21 protein-coding genes are annotated in these 20,292 nt (G+C 32.4%); 9 read left to right on the top strand and 12 right to left on the bottom strand.

Going from position 1 to position 20,292, the window contains the following annotated elements; translation table 11 throughout:
- From EV01_RS07230 to plsY, 4 genes are read left to right on the top strand one after another with little or no spacing between them, the layout of a single operon-like run.
- Complete coding sequence (locus EV01_RS07230) at positions 1-756, top strand: MlaE family ABC transporter permease (protein ID WP_032518216.1); 756 nt, start codon at positions 1-3, stop codon at positions 754-756.
- Positions 757-760: 4 nt separating this feature from the next.
- Positions 761-1,165 (top strand): DUF3119 family protein, encoded by a 405-nt coding sequence (locus EV01_RS0108785; RefSeq protein ID WP_032518443.1) that lies wholly within the window; start codon positions 761-763, stop codon positions 1,163-1,165.
- Positions 1,166-1,200: 35 nt separating this feature from the next.
- A complete protein-coding gene (locus tag EV01_RS07235; RefSeq protein ID WP_032518215.1) occupies positions 1,201-2,211 on the top strand; it encodes a DUF3086 domain-containing protein in 1,011 nt (336 codons plus the stop codon).
- A gap of 5 nt (positions 2,212-2,216) precedes the next feature.
- Positions 2,217-2,810 (top strand): glycerol-3-phosphate 1-O-acyltransferase PlsY, encoded by a 594-nt coding sequence (gene plsY / locus EV01_RS07240; protein WP_032518214.1) that lies wholly within the window; start codon positions 2,217-2,219, stop codon positions 2,808-2,810.
- Here the strand turns inward: plsY and pyrF are convergent.
- Genes pyrF through EV01_RS07255 form a run of 3 tightly spaced genes read right to left on the bottom strand, consistent with a single transcriptional unit; the run spans position 2,794 to position 5,110 of the window.
- Positions 2,794-3,522: an orotidine-5'-phosphate decarboxylase gene (pyrF, locus tag EV01_RS07245; RefSeq protein ID WP_032518213.1), complete on the bottom strand. Its 729-nt coding sequence runs from the start codon at positions 3,520-3,522 to the stop codon at positions 2,794-2,796. The two genes, plsY and pyrF, sit on opposite strands and share 17 nt — an antisense overlap.
- Positions 3,523-3,528: 6 nt before the next feature.
- Entirely contained in the window at positions 3,529-4,767 is a 1,239-nt protein-coding gene (tyrS, locus tag EV01_RS07250) for a tyrosine--tRNA ligase (RefSeq protein WP_032518212.1), read from the bottom strand.
- Between the two features lie 19 nt (positions 4,768-4,786).
- The gene (locus EV01_RS07255) at positions 4,787-5,110 is read right to left on the bottom strand and encodes a DUF1825 family protein (RefSeq protein WP_025937526.1); all 324 of its coding nucleotides are present in this window, start codon (positions 5,108-5,110) and stop codon (positions 4,787-4,789) included.
- A gap of 151 nt (positions 5,111-5,261) precedes the next feature.
- Here EV01_RS07255 and EV01_RS07260 point away from each other — a divergent pair, with 151 nt between their 5' ends.
- Positions 5,262-5,873, top strand: a complete 612-nt coding sequence (locus tag EV01_RS07260; RefSeq protein WP_032518211.1) for a hypothetical protein — start codon at positions 5,262-5,264, stop codon at positions 5,871-5,873.
- A gap of 24 nt (positions 5,874-5,897) precedes the next feature.
- On the top strand, positions 5,898-7,370 hold the full coding sequence (locus EV01_RS07265) for a leucyl aminopeptidase (protein ID WP_032518210.1): 1,473 nt from the start codon (positions 5,898-5,900) through the stop codon (positions 7,368-7,370).
- Between the two features lie 12 nt (positions 7,371-7,382).
- On the opposite strand, the gene msrA is transcribed toward EV01_RS07265, so the two are convergent.
- The 7 genes from msrA to purC are packed head-to-tail and all read right to left on the bottom strand — an operon-like array spanning position 7,383 to position 14,244.
- Complete coding sequence (gene msrA, locus EV01_RS07270; protein ID WP_032518442.1) at positions 7,383-7,985, bottom strand: peptide-methionine (S)-S-oxide reductase MsrA; 603 nt, start codon at positions 7,983-7,985, stop codon at positions 7,383-7,385.
- A gap of 16 nt (positions 7,986-8,001) precedes the next feature.
- Positions 8,002-9,180, bottom strand: a complete 1,179-nt coding sequence (lpxB, locus tag EV01_RS07275) for a lipid-A-disaccharide synthase (RefSeq protein WP_032518209.1) — start codon at positions 9,178-9,180, stop codon at positions 8,002-8,004.
- Positions 9,177-10,019, bottom strand: a complete 843-nt coding sequence (gene lpxA, locus EV01_RS07280; protein WP_032518441.1) for an acyl-ACP--UDP-N-acetylglucosamine O-acyltransferase — start codon at positions 10,017-10,019, stop codon at positions 9,177-9,179. Before lpxA ends, lpxB begins: the two co-directional genes overlap by 4 nt.
- Positions 10,020-10,023: 4 nt before the next feature.
- On the bottom strand, positions 10,024-10,482 hold the full coding sequence (gene fabZ / locus EV01_RS07285; RefSeq protein ID WP_032518208.1) for a 3-hydroxyacyl-ACP dehydratase FabZ: 459 nt from the start codon (positions 10,480-10,482) through the stop codon (positions 10,024-10,026).
- A 17-nt stretch (positions 10,483-10,499) separates the two neighbouring features.
- A complete protein-coding gene (gene lpxC, locus EV01_RS07290; protein WP_032518207.1) occupies positions 10,500-11,336 on the bottom strand; it encodes a UDP-3-O-acyl-N-acetylglucosamine deacetylase in 837 nt (278 codons plus the stop codon).
- Entirely contained in the window at positions 11,337-13,469 is a 2,133-nt protein-coding gene (locus EV01_RS07295; RefSeq protein WP_032518206.1) for a BamA/TamA family outer membrane protein, read from the bottom strand.
- A gap of 46 nt (positions 13,470-13,515) precedes the next feature.
- Positions 13,516-14,244, bottom strand: a complete 729-nt coding sequence (purC, locus tag EV01_RS07300; protein ID WP_032518205.1) for a phosphoribosylaminoimidazolesuccinocarboxamide synthase — start codon at positions 14,242-14,244, stop codon at positions 13,516-13,518.
- Positions 14,245-14,380: 136 nt separating this feature from the next.
- Between purC and purD the strand changes: the two genes are divergently transcribed.
- Both purD and EV01_RS07310 read left to right on the top strand, forming a co-directional pair.
- A complete protein-coding gene (gene purD / locus EV01_RS07305; protein WP_032518204.1) occupies positions 14,381-15,712 on the top strand; it encodes a phosphoribosylamine--glycine ligase in 1,332 nt (443 codons plus the stop codon).
- A gap of 4 nt (positions 15,713-15,716) precedes the next feature.
- The gene (locus EV01_RS07310; protein ID WP_032518203.1) at positions 15,717-17,786 is read left to right on the top strand and encodes a HAMP domain-containing sensor histidine kinase; all 2,070 of its coding nucleotides are present in this window, start codon (positions 15,717-15,719) and stop codon (positions 17,784-17,786) included.
- Here EV01_RS07310 and kaiC read toward each other — a convergent pair.
- Positions 17,783-19,312 carry a circadian clock protein KaiC gene (gene kaiC / locus EV01_RS07315; RefSeq protein WP_032518202.1) on the bottom strand — a complete coding sequence of 510 codons (1,530 nt, stop codon included), beginning with the start codon at positions 19,310-19,312 and terminating at the stop codon, positions 17,783-17,785. The two genes, EV01_RS07310 and kaiC, sit on opposite strands and share 4 nt — an antisense overlap.
- 85 nt (positions 19,313-19,397) lie before the next feature.
- A complete protein-coding gene (gene kaiB, locus EV01_RS07320; protein WP_032518201.1) occupies positions 19,398-19,706 on the bottom strand; it encodes a circadian clock protein KaiB in 309 nt (102 codons plus the stop codon).
- A gap of 143 nt (positions 19,707-19,849) precedes the next feature.
- Here kaiB and rplU point away from each other — a divergent pair, with 143 nt between their 5' ends.
- Entirely contained in the window at positions 19,850-20,290 is a 441-nt protein-coding gene (rplU, locus tag EV01_RS07325; protein WP_032518200.1) for a 50S ribosomal protein L21, read from the top strand.
- Positions 20,291-20,292: the final 2 nt, after the last annotated feature.

Raw genomic sequence — 20,292 nt, 5'->3', positions numbered from 1 at the left:
ATGTATTACCTTAATTTTCTCAAAAGACTTCTAAGCAGCTTAATCATTGGAGGGCAAGCGATTAATTTTATCTTTAAGGGTAAAATTTCCAAAAATGATCTCTTTGACCAACTTATGGAGGCAGGTCCTGGAAGTTTGTTAATTGTATTAATTACAGGAATTGCCGCAGGTACAGTTTTTAATATTCAAGTTGCTTCACAACTTACAAGCATGGGGGTTTCAAGTGAAATTGGAGGTTTATTAGCAGTAGGCATGGCGAGAGAAATGGCTCCTCTTCTAACTGCTACATTAATGACTGGAAAGGTTGCGACTGCATATGCTGCTCAACTGGGCACTATGAAAGTTACTGAACAAATTGAGGCAATTACCATGTTAAGGACCGAACCAGTCCAATACTTGGTAGTTCCAAGGTTACTATCGATGGTAATAATGTCTCCAATACAGTGTCTTTTGTTTTTATCTGTAGCTTTATGGAGCGGACAAATTTGGAGCACAATTTTTTATAAAGTTCCTCCAATAGTTTTTTGGACATCTGTAAGATCAGGTAATGTAAGTTTAACTAGTACAGACTTAACTTCAATGTTAATAAAATCTGTAGTCTTCGGATTACTTATTTCAATCATTGCTTGTGGATATGGACTCACAACTAAAGGTGGTCCAAAGGAGGTTGGAACAAGTACAACAGGCGCAGTTGTGATGACTCTCGTTACTGTATCTTTAATGGATGTGTTTCTAACACAAATTTTATTTGGATGATCCTATGTTTAACACTAAATCAAAAAAAGAGGAGCCAGTAATCATATCTCCATCATTTCAGTTGCCAATCATTCTAATAGTTTTAAGTTTTATGCTTTTGTTTTTGAATATTGGTTCTTTGCCAACGATAGTTTTTGCTTCTTTTAGCTTTTTTTTATTACTTCAGTCATTCACCTTAAGAATAAAAATAACAAATGATGATTTTATCGTTTTACAATTAGGGAAGGAGATTAGAACTTTTCCATTCAAAAACTGGATTTCATGGAAATTCTTTTTCCCTTTTATCCCAGGTATTTTTTATTTTAGAGAAAAGTCCAGTCCTCATTTATTACCAATTTTATTTAATCCAAAGCAATTAAAAGATGAGCTCATAAAAAAAGTTGACTCCCTGGAAATTAAAAATTCTTAAAATTCAGACTTTGCCTATTCTTCAAAATTACTTAAATGACCAATAAAGAAATTTCCGACAATAATCCTGAAAAGGAATTAATAATAGATAAGTCAAGTTCAGATGATAAAACCAAACAATTTAGTAAGAAAAATACAACACAAAATAAAAAAATTACACCAAAAAACGACAAATCAAATAAATCTTTCGATGAAATTTCTAATGAAATTTTTAGAGATCTCGTTTCAAAAAAAGACTCTTTAGTTAAAGAAATAAAAGAATTAGAAACAAAAAAAAATGAAATAGAAAAAGATATTGAATCAAATTTCAAAGGACAGTCAGATAATATCGCCAAGAGAGTGAAAGGCTTTCAGGAGTATTTAACTGGAGCTTTGCAGAATCTTTCACAAAACGTTGAGAAACTTGAATTAGTTTCTCAACCAATAATCGTAAAGCCATCTCCACTCGATGAAAAAAAACAAGACAATGTAACGAGCAATGTGGTTAATGTTCCTGCTCTTTCTGAAACATTTAAGCCAGATGAAGAAATTATAAAAAGTTGCTTTTCAAGTTTTACAGAACAACCGGACTTTTATGCAGAACCTTGGAAATTAAGAAGGAGTCTTGATTCATCAGATATAGAAATTATGGATGATTGGTTCTTTAACATGGGCGGAAGAGGTTCTCTTGAAAGTAGAGGTTCTCGACAAAAAAATGTCTTGTTATCAGCGGGTTTAATATCTATTCTTGGCGAATTATATGGAGATCAGTTTCAGACTCTTATTTTAGCTTCGCAGCCTGAACGATTAGGTGAATGGAGAAGAATTCTTCAAGATTCACTTGGTCTTACAAGGGACGACTTTGGACCTAATAGTGGGATTGTTCTTTTTGAAAGGCCTGAAGGTGTCATCGAGAGAGCTGATAGATTAGAGGCGAATGAAGAATTGCCATTTATTATCATTGATGCTGCAGAAACCTCTGTTGAAATTCCAATACTTCAATTCCCATTATGGGTTGCATTTGCTGGTTCAGATAATGAAATTTTCGATGATCTTGAACTAAACTAAGCTTTATGAATATTTTAATAATTTTTACAAGTTATCTTTTAGGATCATTTCCGACAGGTTTTTTAATTGGGAAATATCTCAAAAATATAGATCTAAGAACTATAGGTTCTGGATCTACAGGTGCCACAAATGTCTTAAGAAATGTTGGAAAATGGCCAGCACTTTTTGTATTTATCATTGACGTTGGGAAAGGCCTTCTTGCAGTAAAAATTGCTCAATATTACACAGATCAAGGTTTAATAGAGGTTGTAGCAGGGATATCCGCTATCTCAGGACATATTTGGCCAATATGGCTTAGAGGTAAAGGAGGGAAAGCTGTCGCAACTGGATTAGGTATGTTTTTAGCTCTTTCTTGGAAAGTTGGACTCGCATCTCTTGGTATTTTTTTAATAGTCCTAACAAAAACTAAATTTGTTTCTTTATCCAGTATTTCAGCTGCAATCTTACTTCCTATTTTTATGTTTTTTTACCTAGGTAAATTTATTCACTCATATTTTTTTATAAGTTTAATTGTGGCATTATTAGTAATCTGGAAACATAGAACAAACATAAAAAGATTACTAAAGGGAGAAGAATCTAAAATTAATCAGAATCAATAGATTTAAATATTTCTATTAGAGCTTTGTTAGGATCTCCTGCTTTTGATATTGATCTACCAATGACTAGCTTAGAAGCGCCATTATCTATAGCTTCATAGGGAGTCATAATTCTATTTTGATCATCTTTACTGTCAATATTTAATCTGATGCCTGGTGTAATAAGTTCAAAATTATTTTTATAAATTGATCTCAACATTTTTACCTCCCATGGGGAACAAACACATCCATCTAATCCAGCATCATAAGATAATCTTGCAAGTCTCAATACATTTTCTTCAATTGAATTATTTCTATCAAGATCAGTTTGAAAATCTTTAAGAGAAAAACTTGTTAAAACAGTTATTCCTACAACAAATGGAGGTTTAACACTTACTGACGTAGCTCCTTCTAAAGATGCTTTCTTCGAATCCTTAAGGGCTTTTAAACCTGCTGAAGCATGAATAGAAATTATATCAACTCCTAATTTTGAAACTTCGAAACATGCCGAACGCATTGTATTTGGAATATCATGAAATTTTAAGTCTAAAAAAATTTTTTTATTTAAACCTTTTAATATTTCAACAGCTCTTGGACCTTCCCTAACAAAAAGCTCTAAACCAACTTTAACCCATTTAATATTAGGACATTTTTCCAGAAGTAATTTTGCTTGATTTACATCTAATCCATCAATTGCCAATATTATTTTATCTTCTGAATTAAATCTTTTATTCATGAATTTTCAGTTTTCAAACCTCTTAATTATTTTTTTCCCAATTTGCAGAATTTTCCCTTCCAAATCATTTTTTGAATTAAAAACTAAATCAGGATTGATTACTTTCTGACTATCAATTTTTACACCCCCACCTTTGATAGATCTTTTGGATTCGCTGCTAGATTTGAAAAGTTTTAGCGCACTTAGCAAGTAAAAAAACTTAACTGGAAAAACTATTTCTTTTAATGAAATCTCTGGAATTTCTCCAACTTTTTCTTTGTGCCCAAGAAATAATTTTTCGCAATTTGATTGCGCTTTTAATGCTTCTTGAGCCCCGTGGAACAAAGTAGTAACCTCTAAAGCCATTCTTCTCTGTAATTCACGAGGATTTGTGTTATCAAGCAAACTTAAATCTAATTCAGTAAGTAATTCAAAATAGGTAGGTATAATATTATCGGGTACTTTTTCTAATTTTGAATACATTGAAAGAGGATCATCAGTTAAACCGACGGTGTTAAATTCAGATTTACTCATCTTCTTAATTCCATCCAAGCCTGTCAAAATTGGCAACAGGACACCAAATTGAGGTTCTTGTTTAAAATGCCTCTGAAGATCTCTTCCTATTGCAATATTAAATTTCTGATCTGTACCTCCAAGCTCAATATCTGATTGAACAACCACCGAATCGTAACCTTGTAATAATGGATATAAAAATTCATGCAAAGCAATTGGAACTTGTGAAGTGTATCTTTTATTAAATTCCTCCTTAGCTAGCATTTGACCAACTGTTGCACTCCCCATTAACTCAATTATCGAATTAAGATCTAATCCTTTTAACCATTCACTGTTGTATCTAATTTCTATCCTATCTTTTGAATCAAAATCCAAAATAGATTCATTAGCTGATTTACCCATTCCTAGTTGGGTTAAGTATGTTTTTGCATTATCCTTAACTTGTTTTTCCGATAACTGCACTCTTGTTTTATTTTTTCCAGTTGGATCACCAATTTGAGCAGTAAAATCTCCAATAATTAAAACCGCAACATGTCCATTATCTTGGAATGCCCTAAGTTTTTTGAACAATATGCTGTGCCCAAGATGAATATCTGTTCCAGTTGGATCGATTCCTAGTTTAACCCTTAATTTTTTATTATTTTTTTTCGCATTATCGATTATCTCCGAGAAAGTTTGGTCTGTTCCCTTAATTGGAAAATATTCTTCTATTCCTCTTGACAGCCATGATGGCAATATTAAATTATCTGACATGAAGCTTTAAAAGTTAAATTTAAGAAGTTTTATCAAGTTCATCCTTCATTCTTATTAAGGTTTTATTCATCTGATCGAACATTTGATCAGGAGTAATCCCAAATTGACTTAACTGTGTCTTTAATTGTTCTACTGTCATTTTGGCTTGGAAATCTTCAGACAATTCAAATCTCTTCATAAAAACCTTGTAACGATCCATAAGAGATTCCATTTTTTTAATAAACAATTTTTTCCCTTCTCTATCAAATTTTCCATAATCAGAGCCAAGTTTCATAAGTTCTTGGTAATCCGTAAAAAGCTTTTTAGCTTCTTCTTGAACAATGTCTGACTCAAAGAATCCCATTTCTATTTTTTTACTTCGCAAGATTAAGGCTCAATTACAAGATAACAAGAATCTTTTAAATTGATTAGAACATTAATAAATTTTAGTTTATAAATAATTCTTTGATTTATATTTTTTCAGAATAAAATTAAGTAGACATGTTTCATAAATATTGGAAAAATTTAACGTAAATAATATTTCAAATCAAAATAGACAATTTGAATTATTTGGTTCAAATGTGAATACATCAATTAATTTTCAACACTCAAATAATCTAAAAATCAAAGGCAAAATCCTTACTCAATGGAGAACTAGAATCCATAATCATCAATTTAAAATTTCAAAGGATGCTCACAATAAAAATTTGCACCAAACTAGTCTTGCCATAAATACAATTTCCAATGAAAGAAAAATTGATCCTTTTTCTCTGCAGCCATTATCATTAAACTTTTGGAGAACCAATCAATATATACACAATGGTCCAGCGATGTATTTTGTGATTGACTCGATGGAGAGTTCAAAAATAATACTATATATTGGTGAAACAAACCTAGCAAATAAAAGATGGAAGGGAGAACATGACTGTAAAAATTATCTCAATAATTATAAAGAAGCCCTAGCCGATAACAACCTCTCAAGTCACCAAGATATTCGTTTCTTCTTAGATGTACCTAAAGAAGTAAAATTAAGACGTAAATTAGAACAGCAACTGATATATTTATGGTTACCACCTTTTAATAAAGAAACCCGAGATAGGTGGGCAACTACTTTCACAAACAACTAAAAGTTAATTAAATCCATTTTACAAATGCAATTTTCTACATTCAAAAAAAATCTAGATGACTGGCAAGGTGATTCATTAATTTTTGGAGTTTTAGAGGAAGAAATTGCAAGCCAACTTGAAAAAATAAAATTTGTTGTTGACCCAAAATTACTACTAAAAAAAGTTTCTCAAAAAAAATTTAAAGGAGAAAAAGGAAAAACTCTAAGTTTTGAATTTTTAGATCAAAAATTAGAAACTTTAATAATAGTTGGTCTTGGCAAATCGAAAGACCTAAAAAAAAGTGATATAGAAAACTCCATAGGAAATCTTATTAGGAAAACTTTTGATAAAAATGAAAAAATCAGCATCTTGCTACCTTGGGAATTAATAAATTCAAAATTAGAAATAAATCAATTAGCTGAGTCAGCCAGATTATCTGCTTATAAGGACAATAGATTCAACAAGAAAAAAGATGAAGAGAAAGTTCTTAAAGAAATAGAGTTTTTAAATTTTAATAAATTTGAGAATATTAGCTTTGAGGAAACAGAAAAAATATGTGAAGGGGTAGAACTAGCCAGAAGACTTGTAGCCGCTCCTCCAAATAGTCTTACACCAAAGGAAATGTCTATGCAAGCCTCTCAAATAGCTAAAGATCATGGTTTGGAAGTAAAAATTTTAGAGGCAAAAGATTGTGAAGATTTAGGAATGGGTGCATATTTAGCTGTAGCAAAAGGTTCTGATCTAGATCCTAAATTTATACATCTCACTTTGAAGTCAGATGGGCCTACAAAAGAAAAGATTGCGCTTGTTGGGAAGGGTTTAACCTTTGATTCTGGAGGATACAACCTGAAAGTAGGAGCCTCTCAAATTGAAATGATGAAATATGATATGGGCGGAAGCGCTGCAGTTTTAGGAGCAGCAAAAGCACTTGGAGCAATAAAACCAAAGGGACTAGAAATACATTTTATTGTTGCAGCTTGTGAAAACATGATAAATGGATCTGCAGTACATCCTGGAGATGTAGTTAAAGCATCAAATGGTAAGACAATTGAAATAAATAATACTGATGCAGAGGGTAGACTCACATTAGCTGATGCGTTAACATACGCATCCAATTTAAAGCCTGATTCAATAATCGATCTTGCCACTTTAACTGGAGCTATTGTTGTTGCATTAGGTAACGATGTGGCAGGATTTTGGAGCAATAATAATGATCTAGCAAATGATCTGAAAGCTGCATCGTCTCAGGCTGGGGAGGATTTATGGCAAATGCCTTTACAAAAATCCTATAAAGAAGGGTTAAAGTCTCATATAGCTGATATGAAAAATACAGGTCCTAGAGCAGGTGGGTCTATTACTGCTGCTTTGTTTTTAGAGGAATTCTTTGATAAAGAAATTAAATGGGCTCATATTGATATTGCTGGGACTTGTTGGACTGATAAAAGTAAGGGGATTAATCCATCAGGTGCAACTGGATTTGGAGTTAAAACTCTTGTTCAATGGATTAAAAATAAATAACTATATTTAAAATCATTCAGCCCAAAGATTTGTTGATCTAGCGTTTTGCCCCCATAATTTATCCAATTTCTGATCCCTCCCACAAGAGAATCTATAAAAGTTATATTTTAATTCATTTCTATCAGCAAAATCCTGATGATATTCTTCAGCTAACCAAAATTGACCTTTTGGTTTTAGTTCTACAGATATTTTTTCTAATGGCACTCGCAACTCATTAGAGGCCGATTTAATTGCATTTCTTGCATCACTTTTCTCAAGTTCATCTTTAAAAAAGATTACTGGCCTGTAAGAATCTCCACGATCGCAAAATTGACCTTTGCCATCCAAAGGATCAATATTTCTTAAATAGAGCCTTAATATCTCAGGCAAAGTGACCAATTGGGAATCATAGTCCACCAAAACCACTTCCTGATGCCCTTCATGATTTTCGTAAGTTGGATTTTGTAAATCCCCACCTGAATAGCCACTTTGTACAGAATTAATTCCTTTTAAATACTCTAAGTCATGTTCTAAACACCAAAAACAACCTCCTGCAAGAACCAATTCTTCCGCAACAGCATTTAAAGGGTTTATTAATACTGAAAGTGCAACTATTAGAGGTAAAAAATATTTCATTTTTTTATTATAAAATTCATATAATAGAGTTGATAATTTCTTTAGCAGTTCTTTTAACAACACCCTCTTCGCCTAATTCTTTTTTTAAAAAAGCATAACCTTTCTTAATTTTTACTTTTTCTGACTTCCCTTCAATAATTTTACAAGATTTATAGAAGATCTTATTTTCCTCGAACTCACTCTGTACAAATTCAGGGATTATTAATTTATTAACTAACAAATTTACAGGAGAAATAAATCTAACTTGAAAATTGAGAATTTTTTTTGCAATAAAAGCAGTAATCCTACTGACTCTATAACCAACAATCTGTGGTATTCCATATAGAGCTAATTCCATATTAACTGTCCCAGATTTGCAAAGAGCAATTTTTGTAAGCGAATAAATATAAGGCTTTAATCTTGCATTATCTTGTTGAGAAATCACTTTTCCTTTAATTTGATATTTTCTGAAGGCCTTTTTGAATCTTTCATCAAAAACTTTCCTACAGGAGGGAATATAGACAACTAAACTTGGATATTTTTGTTGTAATTTTCTAGCCGCCAACATAAAAGTAGGTAATATATATTTCAATTCTTGGGGTCTTGATGCGGGCATTAAAAGTAGAATGCTTTGATCTGGACGAAGACTTAAAATGGCTCGGGCATCTTTTTTAAAAGGAAGTTTTTTTGTTAAATCAATCATTGGATGTCCCACCCACAAAACATTTCCACCCCTCTTTTTATAAAAAAATGCTTCTTTCTTGAAAATTGCAAAAATCTTATCAGAAAAATTTATTAAATTTGTCGTAGTATTATTTCCAACCCTCCAGGCCCATTCTTGAGGAGCTATGTAGTAAAAAATTGGAATTTTAGTCTTTGATCTTTTCAATTGAGTTCCAATTTTTATATTCGGACCCATATAGTCAATCAAAATTAAACAATCTGGAGGATATTTTTTTAATAGTTTATAAAATCTTCTTTGAATTCTTATTGTTGGCAGAATAAGAGGTAAAGCCTCCCAAATTCCTATTGCACTTATGGATGTAGTATCTTGAAGAATTTTTACACCTTCTTTCTTCATCCTTTCACCACCTAATCCGCAAATTTCTAAATCAATGGAGTTATTCTTTGCTTCATCTAATAATGCTTTTGATAACAAACTTCCGTGCAAATCTCCAGAGACTTCTCCAGTACTTATAAATATCTTTTTATTCATAAATTCATTACGGGCATTGGTCCGCGCCTTTCCTTCGATATTGATTTTTTTAAAAAAATACATAATTTTGAAGATGAAAGATCTAATTCTCCGTTCATTGCTTTGTCTAATGAATTTGTAATCGCGTCATTAGATTTAAATAGAAGATTCCAAGTAGTTTGAAGTAATTTTAAGTCAAAATTGTTGTTTTCCATCAAACCACTTCTTTTAATTCCTATCCTATTCAAACCTCTCAACCTTCCGGGATGTCCTTCGGCTAAACAAAAAGGAGGGACGTCTCTATCAACCCTTGTCATTCCCCCAATCATTGCAAGATATCCAATATGTACAAATTGATGAATACCCAAACAGCCGCCAATAATTGCATTATCTTCAACCTTTACATGACCTGCTACTTGGACACTATTTGATAAAACGATCCTATTGCCAAGTTCACAATTATGGCCAATATGTGTGTATGCCATTAACAAATTATTATTTCCAATAACAGTTTTTTCTCCTTCATTGGTTGCCTTATTAATAGTTACGCATTCTCTAAAAGTATTATTATCCCCAATAATTACTTCAGTAGAGGCTCCTTTATATTTAAGATCTTGAGGATCCAGGCCTATAAAAACATTCGGGAAAACTTTATTATTCTTACCAATTTGAGTTTTCCCCGTTATGACAGCATTCGGTCCAATTTCAGTCCCATTACCAATAATGACATCAGGACCAACTATAGCTCCCGGAGAGATAATGACTCCATCATGTAATTCGGCACTCGGATCAACAAAAGCGTTTGGATGCACCTTAACACCTTTCATGTTTGATTTAAATTCAGTACTTTTACTATCCATATCCCTAATCAACTAATGAGAACATTAATTCTCCAGCACAAACTAACTTCCCATCAACGTGTGCCTCACCTTTGACCTTACCAAATCTTTGTCTTTTAATACTCAATAATTCACAAGTAATTATCAATTGATCCCCAGGCACTACAGGTTTTCTAAATTTAACATTATTTATTCCGGCAAAGACAAAAAGTCCTTTAGGTAGATTAGGCATTTGCGTTACTATTATTCCTCCAACTTGAGCCATCGATTCAACAATAAGAACTCCAGGCATTAAGGGTCTTTCAGGAAAGTGTCCTTGAAATTGAGGCTCATTTAAAGTTACATTTTTTATTGCAACAGCTCGCTCCCCAGGAATGTGCTCCAATACCTTATCAACAAGAGCAAAAGGATATCTATGAGGTAATAAACCTAGTATTTGTTCTGAGCATAGCTGATTATTTTCAGGTGATAATTTCTTTTCCAAAATAATTAAAGATAAAGTTAAATTTTAAGCGATGAGGCCAATAAAGCATTTAAAGAATGCGATCCTTTATAAACTAAAATTTGAGCCTTAGGTAACCCTACCAAAGCCAAGTCCCCAATAAGGTCCAAAATTTTATGTCTTATTGGTTCATCATCAAATCTTAATGGCGGATTAACCCATTCATCACCATCGCAGACAAGGGCATTTTCCAAACTTCCTCCCTTAATTAATCCAAGTTCATTTAATTCTTGAAATTGATCCTTAAAACCAAATGTTCTAGCTGGAGCAATCATTTCAACGAAATTTTTTGGATTTAAATCAATTACAAAGGTTTGATTTCCAATTGCTTTATAGGAAAAACTTATAGTGGAAATAATGATAGTTTTTTCAGAGGGGGTTGCTGCTATTACTGAACCTTCTTTGTTTAAAATTATTGATTTATTAATCTGTCGAAAAAAATTATCTGGTTTAGGTGCTTTTTTTATACCAACTGCTTCAAACTCTCTAACCCACTGGATTGCCGATCCATCTAAAAGTGGAATTTCTTTACCATCAACCTCAATATGAATATAACTTAACCCACACCCAGCCATTGCAGACAACAAATGTTCAATAGTGTATAAATTTCTCCCTCCTAATTTAACTGCTGTACAAAGCATCGTACTTCCAATTAAATCTTGACTAAGTTTATAAATCTCATTAGGTTTGTCCTTAAAAGAAACATGATATCCTTCTTTTTCATAACTTGAAATTTTTACTCTTGTTTTTTCTCCACTATGAAGGCCTATACCCTCTCTGGAAATATCACCAGCTAAGGTATAGCAAGAATCATAACTAGTAGGCCAAGAAAACACTTAAAACTTCCATCCCACTCCAAGTGTATATCTCCATTCTCCACTTAAGTCCTTACTAGCAACATCTAATCTTAATGGCCCAATTGGCGTTTTAACACCTATCCCTCCACCAAGAGAAAAACCTGAACCTGATTTTTTTAATAATTTACCTGGTTTCCCTGGGACATCATCTTGAGAGCCTAAATCACTTCCCGCATCAGCGAATAAAGCCCCTGAAATCATCCTCCATACAGGAAATCTATATTCTGCTGTTCCTTCAACAAAGGTCTTGCTTACAGCCAAGTCGCAAGAAGACCATCCTCTTACAGATGAGGTGCCTCCCATACAAAATGCTTCATAAGGAGGCAATTCACCAATAATTGTTCCACCTTTTAATTGAAAACCAATAGCTTGAGGGCAATCATTATTGGATAGATCGCCAGACCTACAACCTTTTGTTAAATTTACTAATCTCGTAGGAATGAAAATTGCATATGAGGCACTCATGCGATTAAAAGTTGGAGAATTTTCACCAAGTGGAATAAACTGCTCACTTCCTAAAGTAAGTTTATTTCCGGCAGTTGGATTTATAGGATTATTCAAATTATTCCTAGATGTATTTGCCACAAAACTTACTAGGGTGTTTTCATCTGGACACGAGCCATCTGAAGGTGTATAACCTATACAAATTATTTCACTAATGTTTCCTGTTGTAGGGGTCATGTCTCCGTGAGGCTTTCTATTACCACTACTATCAATCATTCTTACTCTTTTAAAGTTCATTCCTGCAAGGACCTTCCATTTTGTAACTTTGAATGGATCTCCACCATTAAGAGGCCTAGAGAAAGAAAAACCCCCTCCTGTTTTTTCTAGAATAATTGATGAGAAAGTATCGGAACTAGAAGTATTGGTGTCATCAACTGCATATATCTTTCCGTTACTTTCGCTTCTAAATTCTTGAGGATAATTCCTACTTAAGAATAAATTAGTTCTGAAAGAAGTCTTATGCTTATCTCCTTTAATCCATGGATCAATTAAAGAAAAATTATAAGTCGTCGAATATTCACCAAAATTCAAGTTTAGATTTGTTGACCATGCTCTACCAAGTGCATTCGTTTCCTGAAAACCCAATGATGCGAAAATACCAGAACTATTGCTATATCCAAGGCCACCAGTTAATGATCCTGTTCTTTGCTCACTTAAATCTAGATAAATGATTACTTGGCCGGGATTTAAATTATCAGGACCAAGAGACACTTTGACATCATCAAATAATGATGTTGAATAGAGTCGACTGATATCAGCTTCTAATATCTTTCTGTTAAATATGGTACCCGGTTGTGTTTTTAATTCTCTTTTTATGACCCAATCTTTTGTTTTCCCTTTTCTAGGTTTTCCATCGATAATAGATTCTCCATCAGATCCTGGGAATCTTAATTCTATTTTTGATACTATACCCTCTAAAACATTTAAGGTTATGATACCGCTTTCAGAGATTCTATCTGGTCCACTAATCCTAGCTAAAGAATAACCTTCACTTTCATATCGCTTCTTTATTATTTGGATTTTATTTTGTAATTCTTTGAGGTTAAGAGTTGTACCATAAAAATTATTAAAAATACTATCTAAGTATTCACTAGAGATAACAGAGTTTTTTGGCTTAATTTCAACTTTTTTCAAAATTGGATTAGGTACTACATTTACAATCAGTCGCACCCCTAGTGGCCCATCTTGGGACCTTATTTTGACACCTGAAAACCAACCACTAGCATAAATCGCATTAAGATTTCTATTTAATATTTCGTTATCAACAATACTTCCTGGCTTTATACTCATAGAATCATATGCTGCTAATTCAAGTTTTCTGCCCTCAGGATGATTTTCCCAACCTTCAATAATTATTTCTGAGATAAGAACACTTTCTTGATTAAGGTTTTCTTTGTTTTCTGCAATTAAGAAATTCTTTGCTTGTTTATTATCGAAATCCTCAAAAAAATTATTACTAATATCTTTATTTTCAAAAATGTTGATTGATTGCTCAAGATTTTCAGGTAAGTACTTAGCTGCCAATTCTGAATTATTTGATATCAAAATCAAAGGAGAGCAAGCAATATTTGTGAAAACCTTTCTAAATTTTAAAAATTTTTTTTGCATAATATTTTTGATTTAAGATCAATTAATCTTTATTAATTTAAGAGTGTTAAGTGAAATCATTAATTCTACGATTGATTTCACTATAAGCTTCAATTAAACCACCTAAATCATTTCTAAATCTGTCTTTGTCTAGGCTTACAATTGTATCATTTTTCTGATTGAGATCCCACAATCTGCAATTATCAGGACTTATCTCGTCTCCGAGAAGAATATTTTTTGAAGAATCATAACCAAACTCCAATTTGAAATCTACAAGTTCAAGCTGAATGTTTTTAAAAAAACTTCTCAGGATTTCATTAATTTTTAAAGTTAGATCTATTATTAAATTTAAATCTATAGGGCTTATTATTTTCATTAATTCAATCCTGTCTTTTGTAATTAACGGATCATTTAGTTGATCATTTTTAAGATAAATATCAATTAATGGCTTTACCAAAATTGTCCTGGGTTTAATAGTAGTTTGTTTACACAAAGAGCCATAAGCAATATTTCTCAAAACAATTTCTAATGGAATTACTTTTATTTTCTTGGCAATCATTGTATTTTCATTTTTAAGTTCAATAAAGTGAGTTGGAATATTATGCTTTATGAGAAATTCAAATATTCTTGCACTTATCATGCAATTAAGTTTGCCCTTCCCTTCAAATTTAGATTTTTTCAAAGAATTAAAAGCTGTAGCATCATCTTTAAATTCAATTATTACTTTATCTAGATCATCATGAGAAAATACTTTTTTTGCTTTACCTTCATAAATCAGTTCATATTTATTATTCATTAATTTAGGACCTCGATTGATTACTAAAAGTATGATTTGTAATTAACATATTTATTAGGATATCAACTTTTCAAATTAGTTTTTCAATGTTAACTAATTTTTTATCGAAACCTAATAACCTTCAAAATACAAATTTATGCATATAAATTCAACAAGTTCCAAAAGCTTCAATAGATTAGAAAATATCTTAATAATTGGGAATGGTGGGAGAGAAAATTCCTTAGCCTGGGTTATCCAAAAAAATGAATTAGTAAAAAAAGTTTATTTAATCCCTGGCAACGCAGGATCAGAAAGAATAAATAAATGTGAAAGAATAAAATTTGATATTAATAATCAAAAAAAATTAATCGAAAAACTTAATTTATTAAAAATAGATTTAATCGTAATAGGTCCAGAAATACCTTTGGCAAATGGATTGGCAGATTTTCTTCGAGGAAAAGACTTTAAAGTATTTGGTCCGGGTAAAGATGGAGCAAAATTAGAATATAGCAAATCTTGGGCTAAGGAATTTATGCAAGAAGCGAAAATTCCAACTGCAAACTTTTGGAAAGTTAATTCTCTAGAAGAAGCCCAAAAAATTATCAATTCAGCACCGGTTCCCTTAGTAGTGAAAGCAGACGGGCTAGCTTCAGGAAAAGGTGTTTATATCCCTGATTCAAAAAATGACTGTTTAAGAGCAGCAGAATCAATCTTTAATGGCAAGTTTGGTGACTCTGGAAATGTGGTGGTTCTAGAAGAAAAAATTCAGGGTCCAGAAGTTTCAGTTTTTGCTCTTTGTGACGGGAAGAGATATGTATTACTCCCAACAGCGCAAGATCACAAACGTCTAAATGAGAAAGATAAAGGTCCAAACACAGGAGGAATGGGAGCCTATTCTCCTGCTCCGCTATTAACAAAAGATAACCTTGACATAATTATCAAAGAGATAATTGAACCTACAATAAACCAACTAAATAAAAAAAATATTGAATATAAAGGGGTAATTTATTTTGGATTAATGATCACAAAATCTGGGCCCAAAGTTATAGAATATAATTGTAGATTTGGTGATCCAGAATGCCAAACTATAATGCCTCTGATGGATCAAAGTTTTGTATTGCTTTTAGAAAAATGCTCGATGGGAAATTTAACTGGTGACGAAAAAATTAATACTTCTGATAAGGTTAGTGGCTGTGTAATAGCAACTTCAAAAGGTTACCCTAACGAATATAAAACCGGTTTTCCAATAAAAATAGGTAAAGTTGACTCAAGTAATTGTCAAATTTTCGACTCAGGTACTTCCTTAAGTAAAAATGGCGAATTAATAACTGATGGGGGAAGAGTATTAAGTATTGTCTGTCAAGATAAAGATTTCGATTTAGTTTTTGAAAAAGCATACAAAAATTTAAAAGAAATTAATTTCGATGGTATTTACTTCAGAAATGACATTGGTCATCAAGTGAGAAAAAAATTATCTAAAGGGAATTAAAATCATGATAGATAGTAATGACAGAGAAAGTAGAGAATTTAACTTCGCTGATAATGAAGACAATAACGATAACTATTGGATGAATAGACTACTTTCTTGGTGGAGTGGGTTTAGTTTAAGAACAAAATTACTGGCAATTGCCACGCTGGTAGTTAGTCTTTTAATGACAGGCATAACATTTTTTGCACTAAATAGTATTCAAAGAGATGCAGGAATGAATGATACTAGATATGCTCGAGATCTAGGATTATTGCTATCTGGAAATGTTACAGAATTAGTAGCCAATAATCAAAAAAAAGAAATTTCAAATGTTGCTGAAAAGTTTTGGCGATCAAGTCGTAATCTACGTTATATTTTTTTTACCGACGCTGAAGACATCGTTCAACTTGGGATACCAATAAGTGCCACCCCAACAAGTTCAGATAGTCAGTTTCAGCTCACGAGAAGATTAAAACTGCCCTCAGAATTAAAGAAAAGGCCTCAATTCCCGCTTGTTAGGCAGCATCTTACACCTCAGGGACAAGTAACTGATGTGTTTGTTCCAATGCTTTGGAAAGGGAAATATCTTGGAACTTTAGCCTTGGGGGTTACACCTAATAAAAAAGCCCTAGCCAGTGCTGCACTAACAAGAGAGGTTACAATAGCTGTTTTTATCTCCATTTGGGTTTTAGTAATACTGGGAGCTGTATTCAATGCACTTACAATAACAAGACCTGTAAGGGAATTAGTAAGAGGTGTTCGAGAAATTTCTAAAGGGAACTTTAAATCCAGAATTTCTTTACCGATGACGGGTGATTTAGGAGAACTTTTAAATGGTTTTAATCGAATGGCAAATCAGTTAGAAAATTATGAAGAGGCAAATATTGAAGAACTTAAAGCTGCTCAAATAAAGCAGCAATCATTAATAGCAACTATGGCTGATGGTGCAATATTATTGGATTCCAGAGGGAAAATTGTACTTACTAATCCAACAGCAAAGAGATTATTTCGTTGGGAAGGAAGATTATTGGAAGGTAAATATTTTTTAAATGAGATTCCCGAAATTTTATCTAATGATTTACACACAAATGTTGAATCAATTTTGAACAGAGAGAAGGAGAAAGACGATTTAAGGTTTAGTTTGGGGGAGCCAGCTAGAACTTTAAGAATTGTATTACAATCAGTTTTAGATACAAACAAAGTTGAATTAAAAGGTATTGCTGTCACAATCCAAGATTTAACAAGAGAAGTTGAACTCAATGCGGCACAAAATAGATTTATTAGTAATGTTTCGCATGAATTAAGAACACCACTTTTTAACATTAAAAGTTACGTAGAGACATTGCATGATTTAAAAGATCAGCTCTCTAATGAAGAACAACTTGAATTTTTGGGTATAGCAAATTCTGAGACCGATAGATTAACAAGACTTGTAAATGATGTATTAGATTTATCAAGATTAGAGTCAGGTAAAATAATTCAACTAGAAGAAATGGATATAAAACCTGCAATAGAGCAAACCCTGAGAAATTACAGACTTAATGCTTCAGAAAAAAATGTTTCATTATCATACGAAATAGAAGAAAATATCCCTTCAATTCTAGGAAATTTTGATTTGCTTTTACAAGTATTTGATAATTTGCTTGGTAATGGATTGAAATTTAGTCCCAAAAACAGCAATTTAATGATAAGAGCTTATACTTGGCCAGATTCCTGTCCTGCTTTTCCCCCAATTAATAATAGTAATGATAAAGCTCCTCAATGTGAGTTGGTTTCACCGCTACCAAGAGTAAGAATTGAGATTGCTGATACAGGATCAGGAATATCACAAGCGGATCAGGAAAAGATATTTGACCGTTTTTATAGGGTAGAGAATTCCGTTCATACTGAGCAAGGAACAGGTTTAGGTTTATCTATAGTTCGAGGGATAATTGAAAAACACGGCGGGGAAATCCGTATGGCTAGTGAATTAGAAATTGGAACAACCTTTTGGTTTGATTTAGCTCTAGCACAATCTGACAAAGACGAATTATTGACTCAAACTATCAATAATACAGGTACATTTTCAGACTCTGAGATCAGTGAAATTATCTAATCAATATCTAAGCCTTTAAAAACATTCGGTATATTTGAATCAGGAACAACTCTATGAGGGGCACCACTGAATATCTGTTCAAAGTTAGAAAAAGAATCTTTTATTTCAGGGCCTTTATTTGTGATAACGAATTCTCTGATTCGTTTATCATGCCATGAACCCCGCATTTTAAAAACATTTAAGGCTCTAGCCATTTCTCCCTTTATTTCAACATATTGCAGCAAAAGTATAGTGTCAGTAATTGTTGAGATATGAGAATCAGTAATGGAATGACTTCCCATAAATTCTTCTGCAGTATTTGTAAAAAACCCTGCTATTTCCTCTTGTTTTGTATAACCAGTAACTGCAATTACAAACTGTCTAAATGCATTTAAACTTACACCTCGAGCCAATGCTGAGAGAGAATCTATTGCCATTCTTTTTGGTTTAAATTGGTTAATTTGTGTTTTTATTATTTGTAAGTGATCTTCCAAACCAGTTGATTCAGGATATGCACAAATAATTTTTAATAAACCATCACTTTCCATCTTTTCAAAATCTATTCCCCAACTAGTGGCATTTCTAAGCAATTGAGCCCTAGATTCTTCATATGCGAAGAGTATTGCTCTCTCATTATTGTTATATGCATCTTCAACAAATTTTGATACAAGCATTGTCTTGCCGGTACCAGTAGCTCCGGTAGCGAGGATTATTGAATCTTGAAAATATCCTCCACCACACATATCATCAAGATCTTTAACTCCAGAACTAATCCTAATATTTGAGGATCTCTGTGTTAATCTCATTGCTCCAAGAGCAAAGACACTTATGCCATCCAAACCCATGGTGAATGGATATTCACCTTTCATATGTACAGTACCTCTTAACTTTAAAACTTCTAATGTTCTTCTTCTCTTCTCCGACTCAAGCACATTTCTTAATAAGACAACATTATCAGATACAAATTCTTCCACGCCATATCTAGCAATTGGTCCGTAATCATCAACCCTTTCTGTTGTCATAACCGTTGTAACGCCAATTTCCTTTAATCTTGCTATGAGTCTGAAAATTTCTCTTCTAACAACATAAATAGCGTCATACTGTTGGAAGACCGCAGTTATTGAATCTATAGCAACTCTTTTTGCTTTATATTTTCTTATCGCATAACTAATTCTCTCAATCAATCCAGATAAGTCAAAATTACCTGCAACATCCTGTCCATCAGGATCAGGAGAGGCATCTAAAATAAATAACTTATTTTGATCAATTAATTCTTGTAAATCCCAACCAAAACTTGCGGCATTTCTAATGATATCTAAAGGTGACTCCTCAAATGTGACAAAGATACCAGGCTCGTCAAAATTACAAATCCCATGGTGTAAATATTGCAGAGAAAAAACAGTTTTTCCAGTCCCTGATGTACCGCTTACGAGTGTACTTCGAGAGACAGGTAAGCCACCCCTACAAACATCATCAAACCCCTCTATTCCAGTAGGCAGTTTTTGTACCTGCATTTTATTAGACTTAGTTAATTTCTTATCTTTCATAGTTCAGCTAAGAATAATTAATTAAAAACAAACGTTTAAGCAACCTTTAAATAAATTATAAAAGTTTTTCTTTATGTTACTCATATCAACTATATTCACTTTCCGATAATTCATCAAAAAGAAGATCTAAACCAATTAAAACTTTCTCTCTATCAGAAAGATCGCCAATAATTTTTCTTACAGGTGGGGGGAGTATCTTAGCTAAAGTTGGTGTAGCCAATATCTTATCTTCCTCGGCAAGTTGTGGTTGCTTAAGCACATCAATGACCTTTAAGGCATATACTCCTTTAAATTCATTTTCTAAGATTTCTCTTAAAGTATTTAAAGCTCTCATTGAATTAGGAGTATTTCCAGCAACATAGAGTTTTAAAATATATGTTTTTCTTGCTGCCATTCCTTAGCTCCTCAAATTGATATCAAAAGATTTAGAAAAACCCTTGACTTATTACACTACAAAATAAGAAAATATACAAACATTTATGATTGCTTCCTAGGCTTAATCAAATTATAAATTTGAGCCTAATAGCGTCTCAACTTATGACTAATTCTAAAACCTCCTCTAGCAATTCATCTAAAAGTAATGAATTGTACGCAATAGCAGAAACTTCAGGACAACAATTTTGGTTTGAAGTTAACAGATATTATGACATTGACAGACTAAATGCAAAAGAGAAAGATAAAATTACACTTGAAAAAGTTTTACTTTTAAAGAACAAAGATTCAATAACTATAGGAAAACCTTATATTAAAGATGCCAAAATAGAATTAGAGGTAGTTTCCCACAAGAGAGATAAGAAAATCCTTGTATATAAAATGCGTCCCAAGAAAAAGACGAGAAGAAAAATGGGTCATAGACAAGAACTTACAAGAGTTATGGTAAAATCAATATCGATAGGTAAAAGTTCTTCTAAGTCATCCTCTAAAAAGGAAACTATCAAAAAAGAAGCTAAACCAAAATCTGAAAAAGCAACAAATTAAAC

Source organism: Prochlorococcus marinus str. MIT 9401, from assembly GCF_000760095.1.
Lineage (GTDB): Bacteria > Cyanobacteriota > Cyanobacteriia > PCC-6307 > Cyanobiaceae > Prochlorococcus_A > Prochlorococcus_A marinus_I.
Note: the sequence above shows the minus strand (reverse complement) of the source record. Positions and strands in the feature narration are given on the sequence as shown.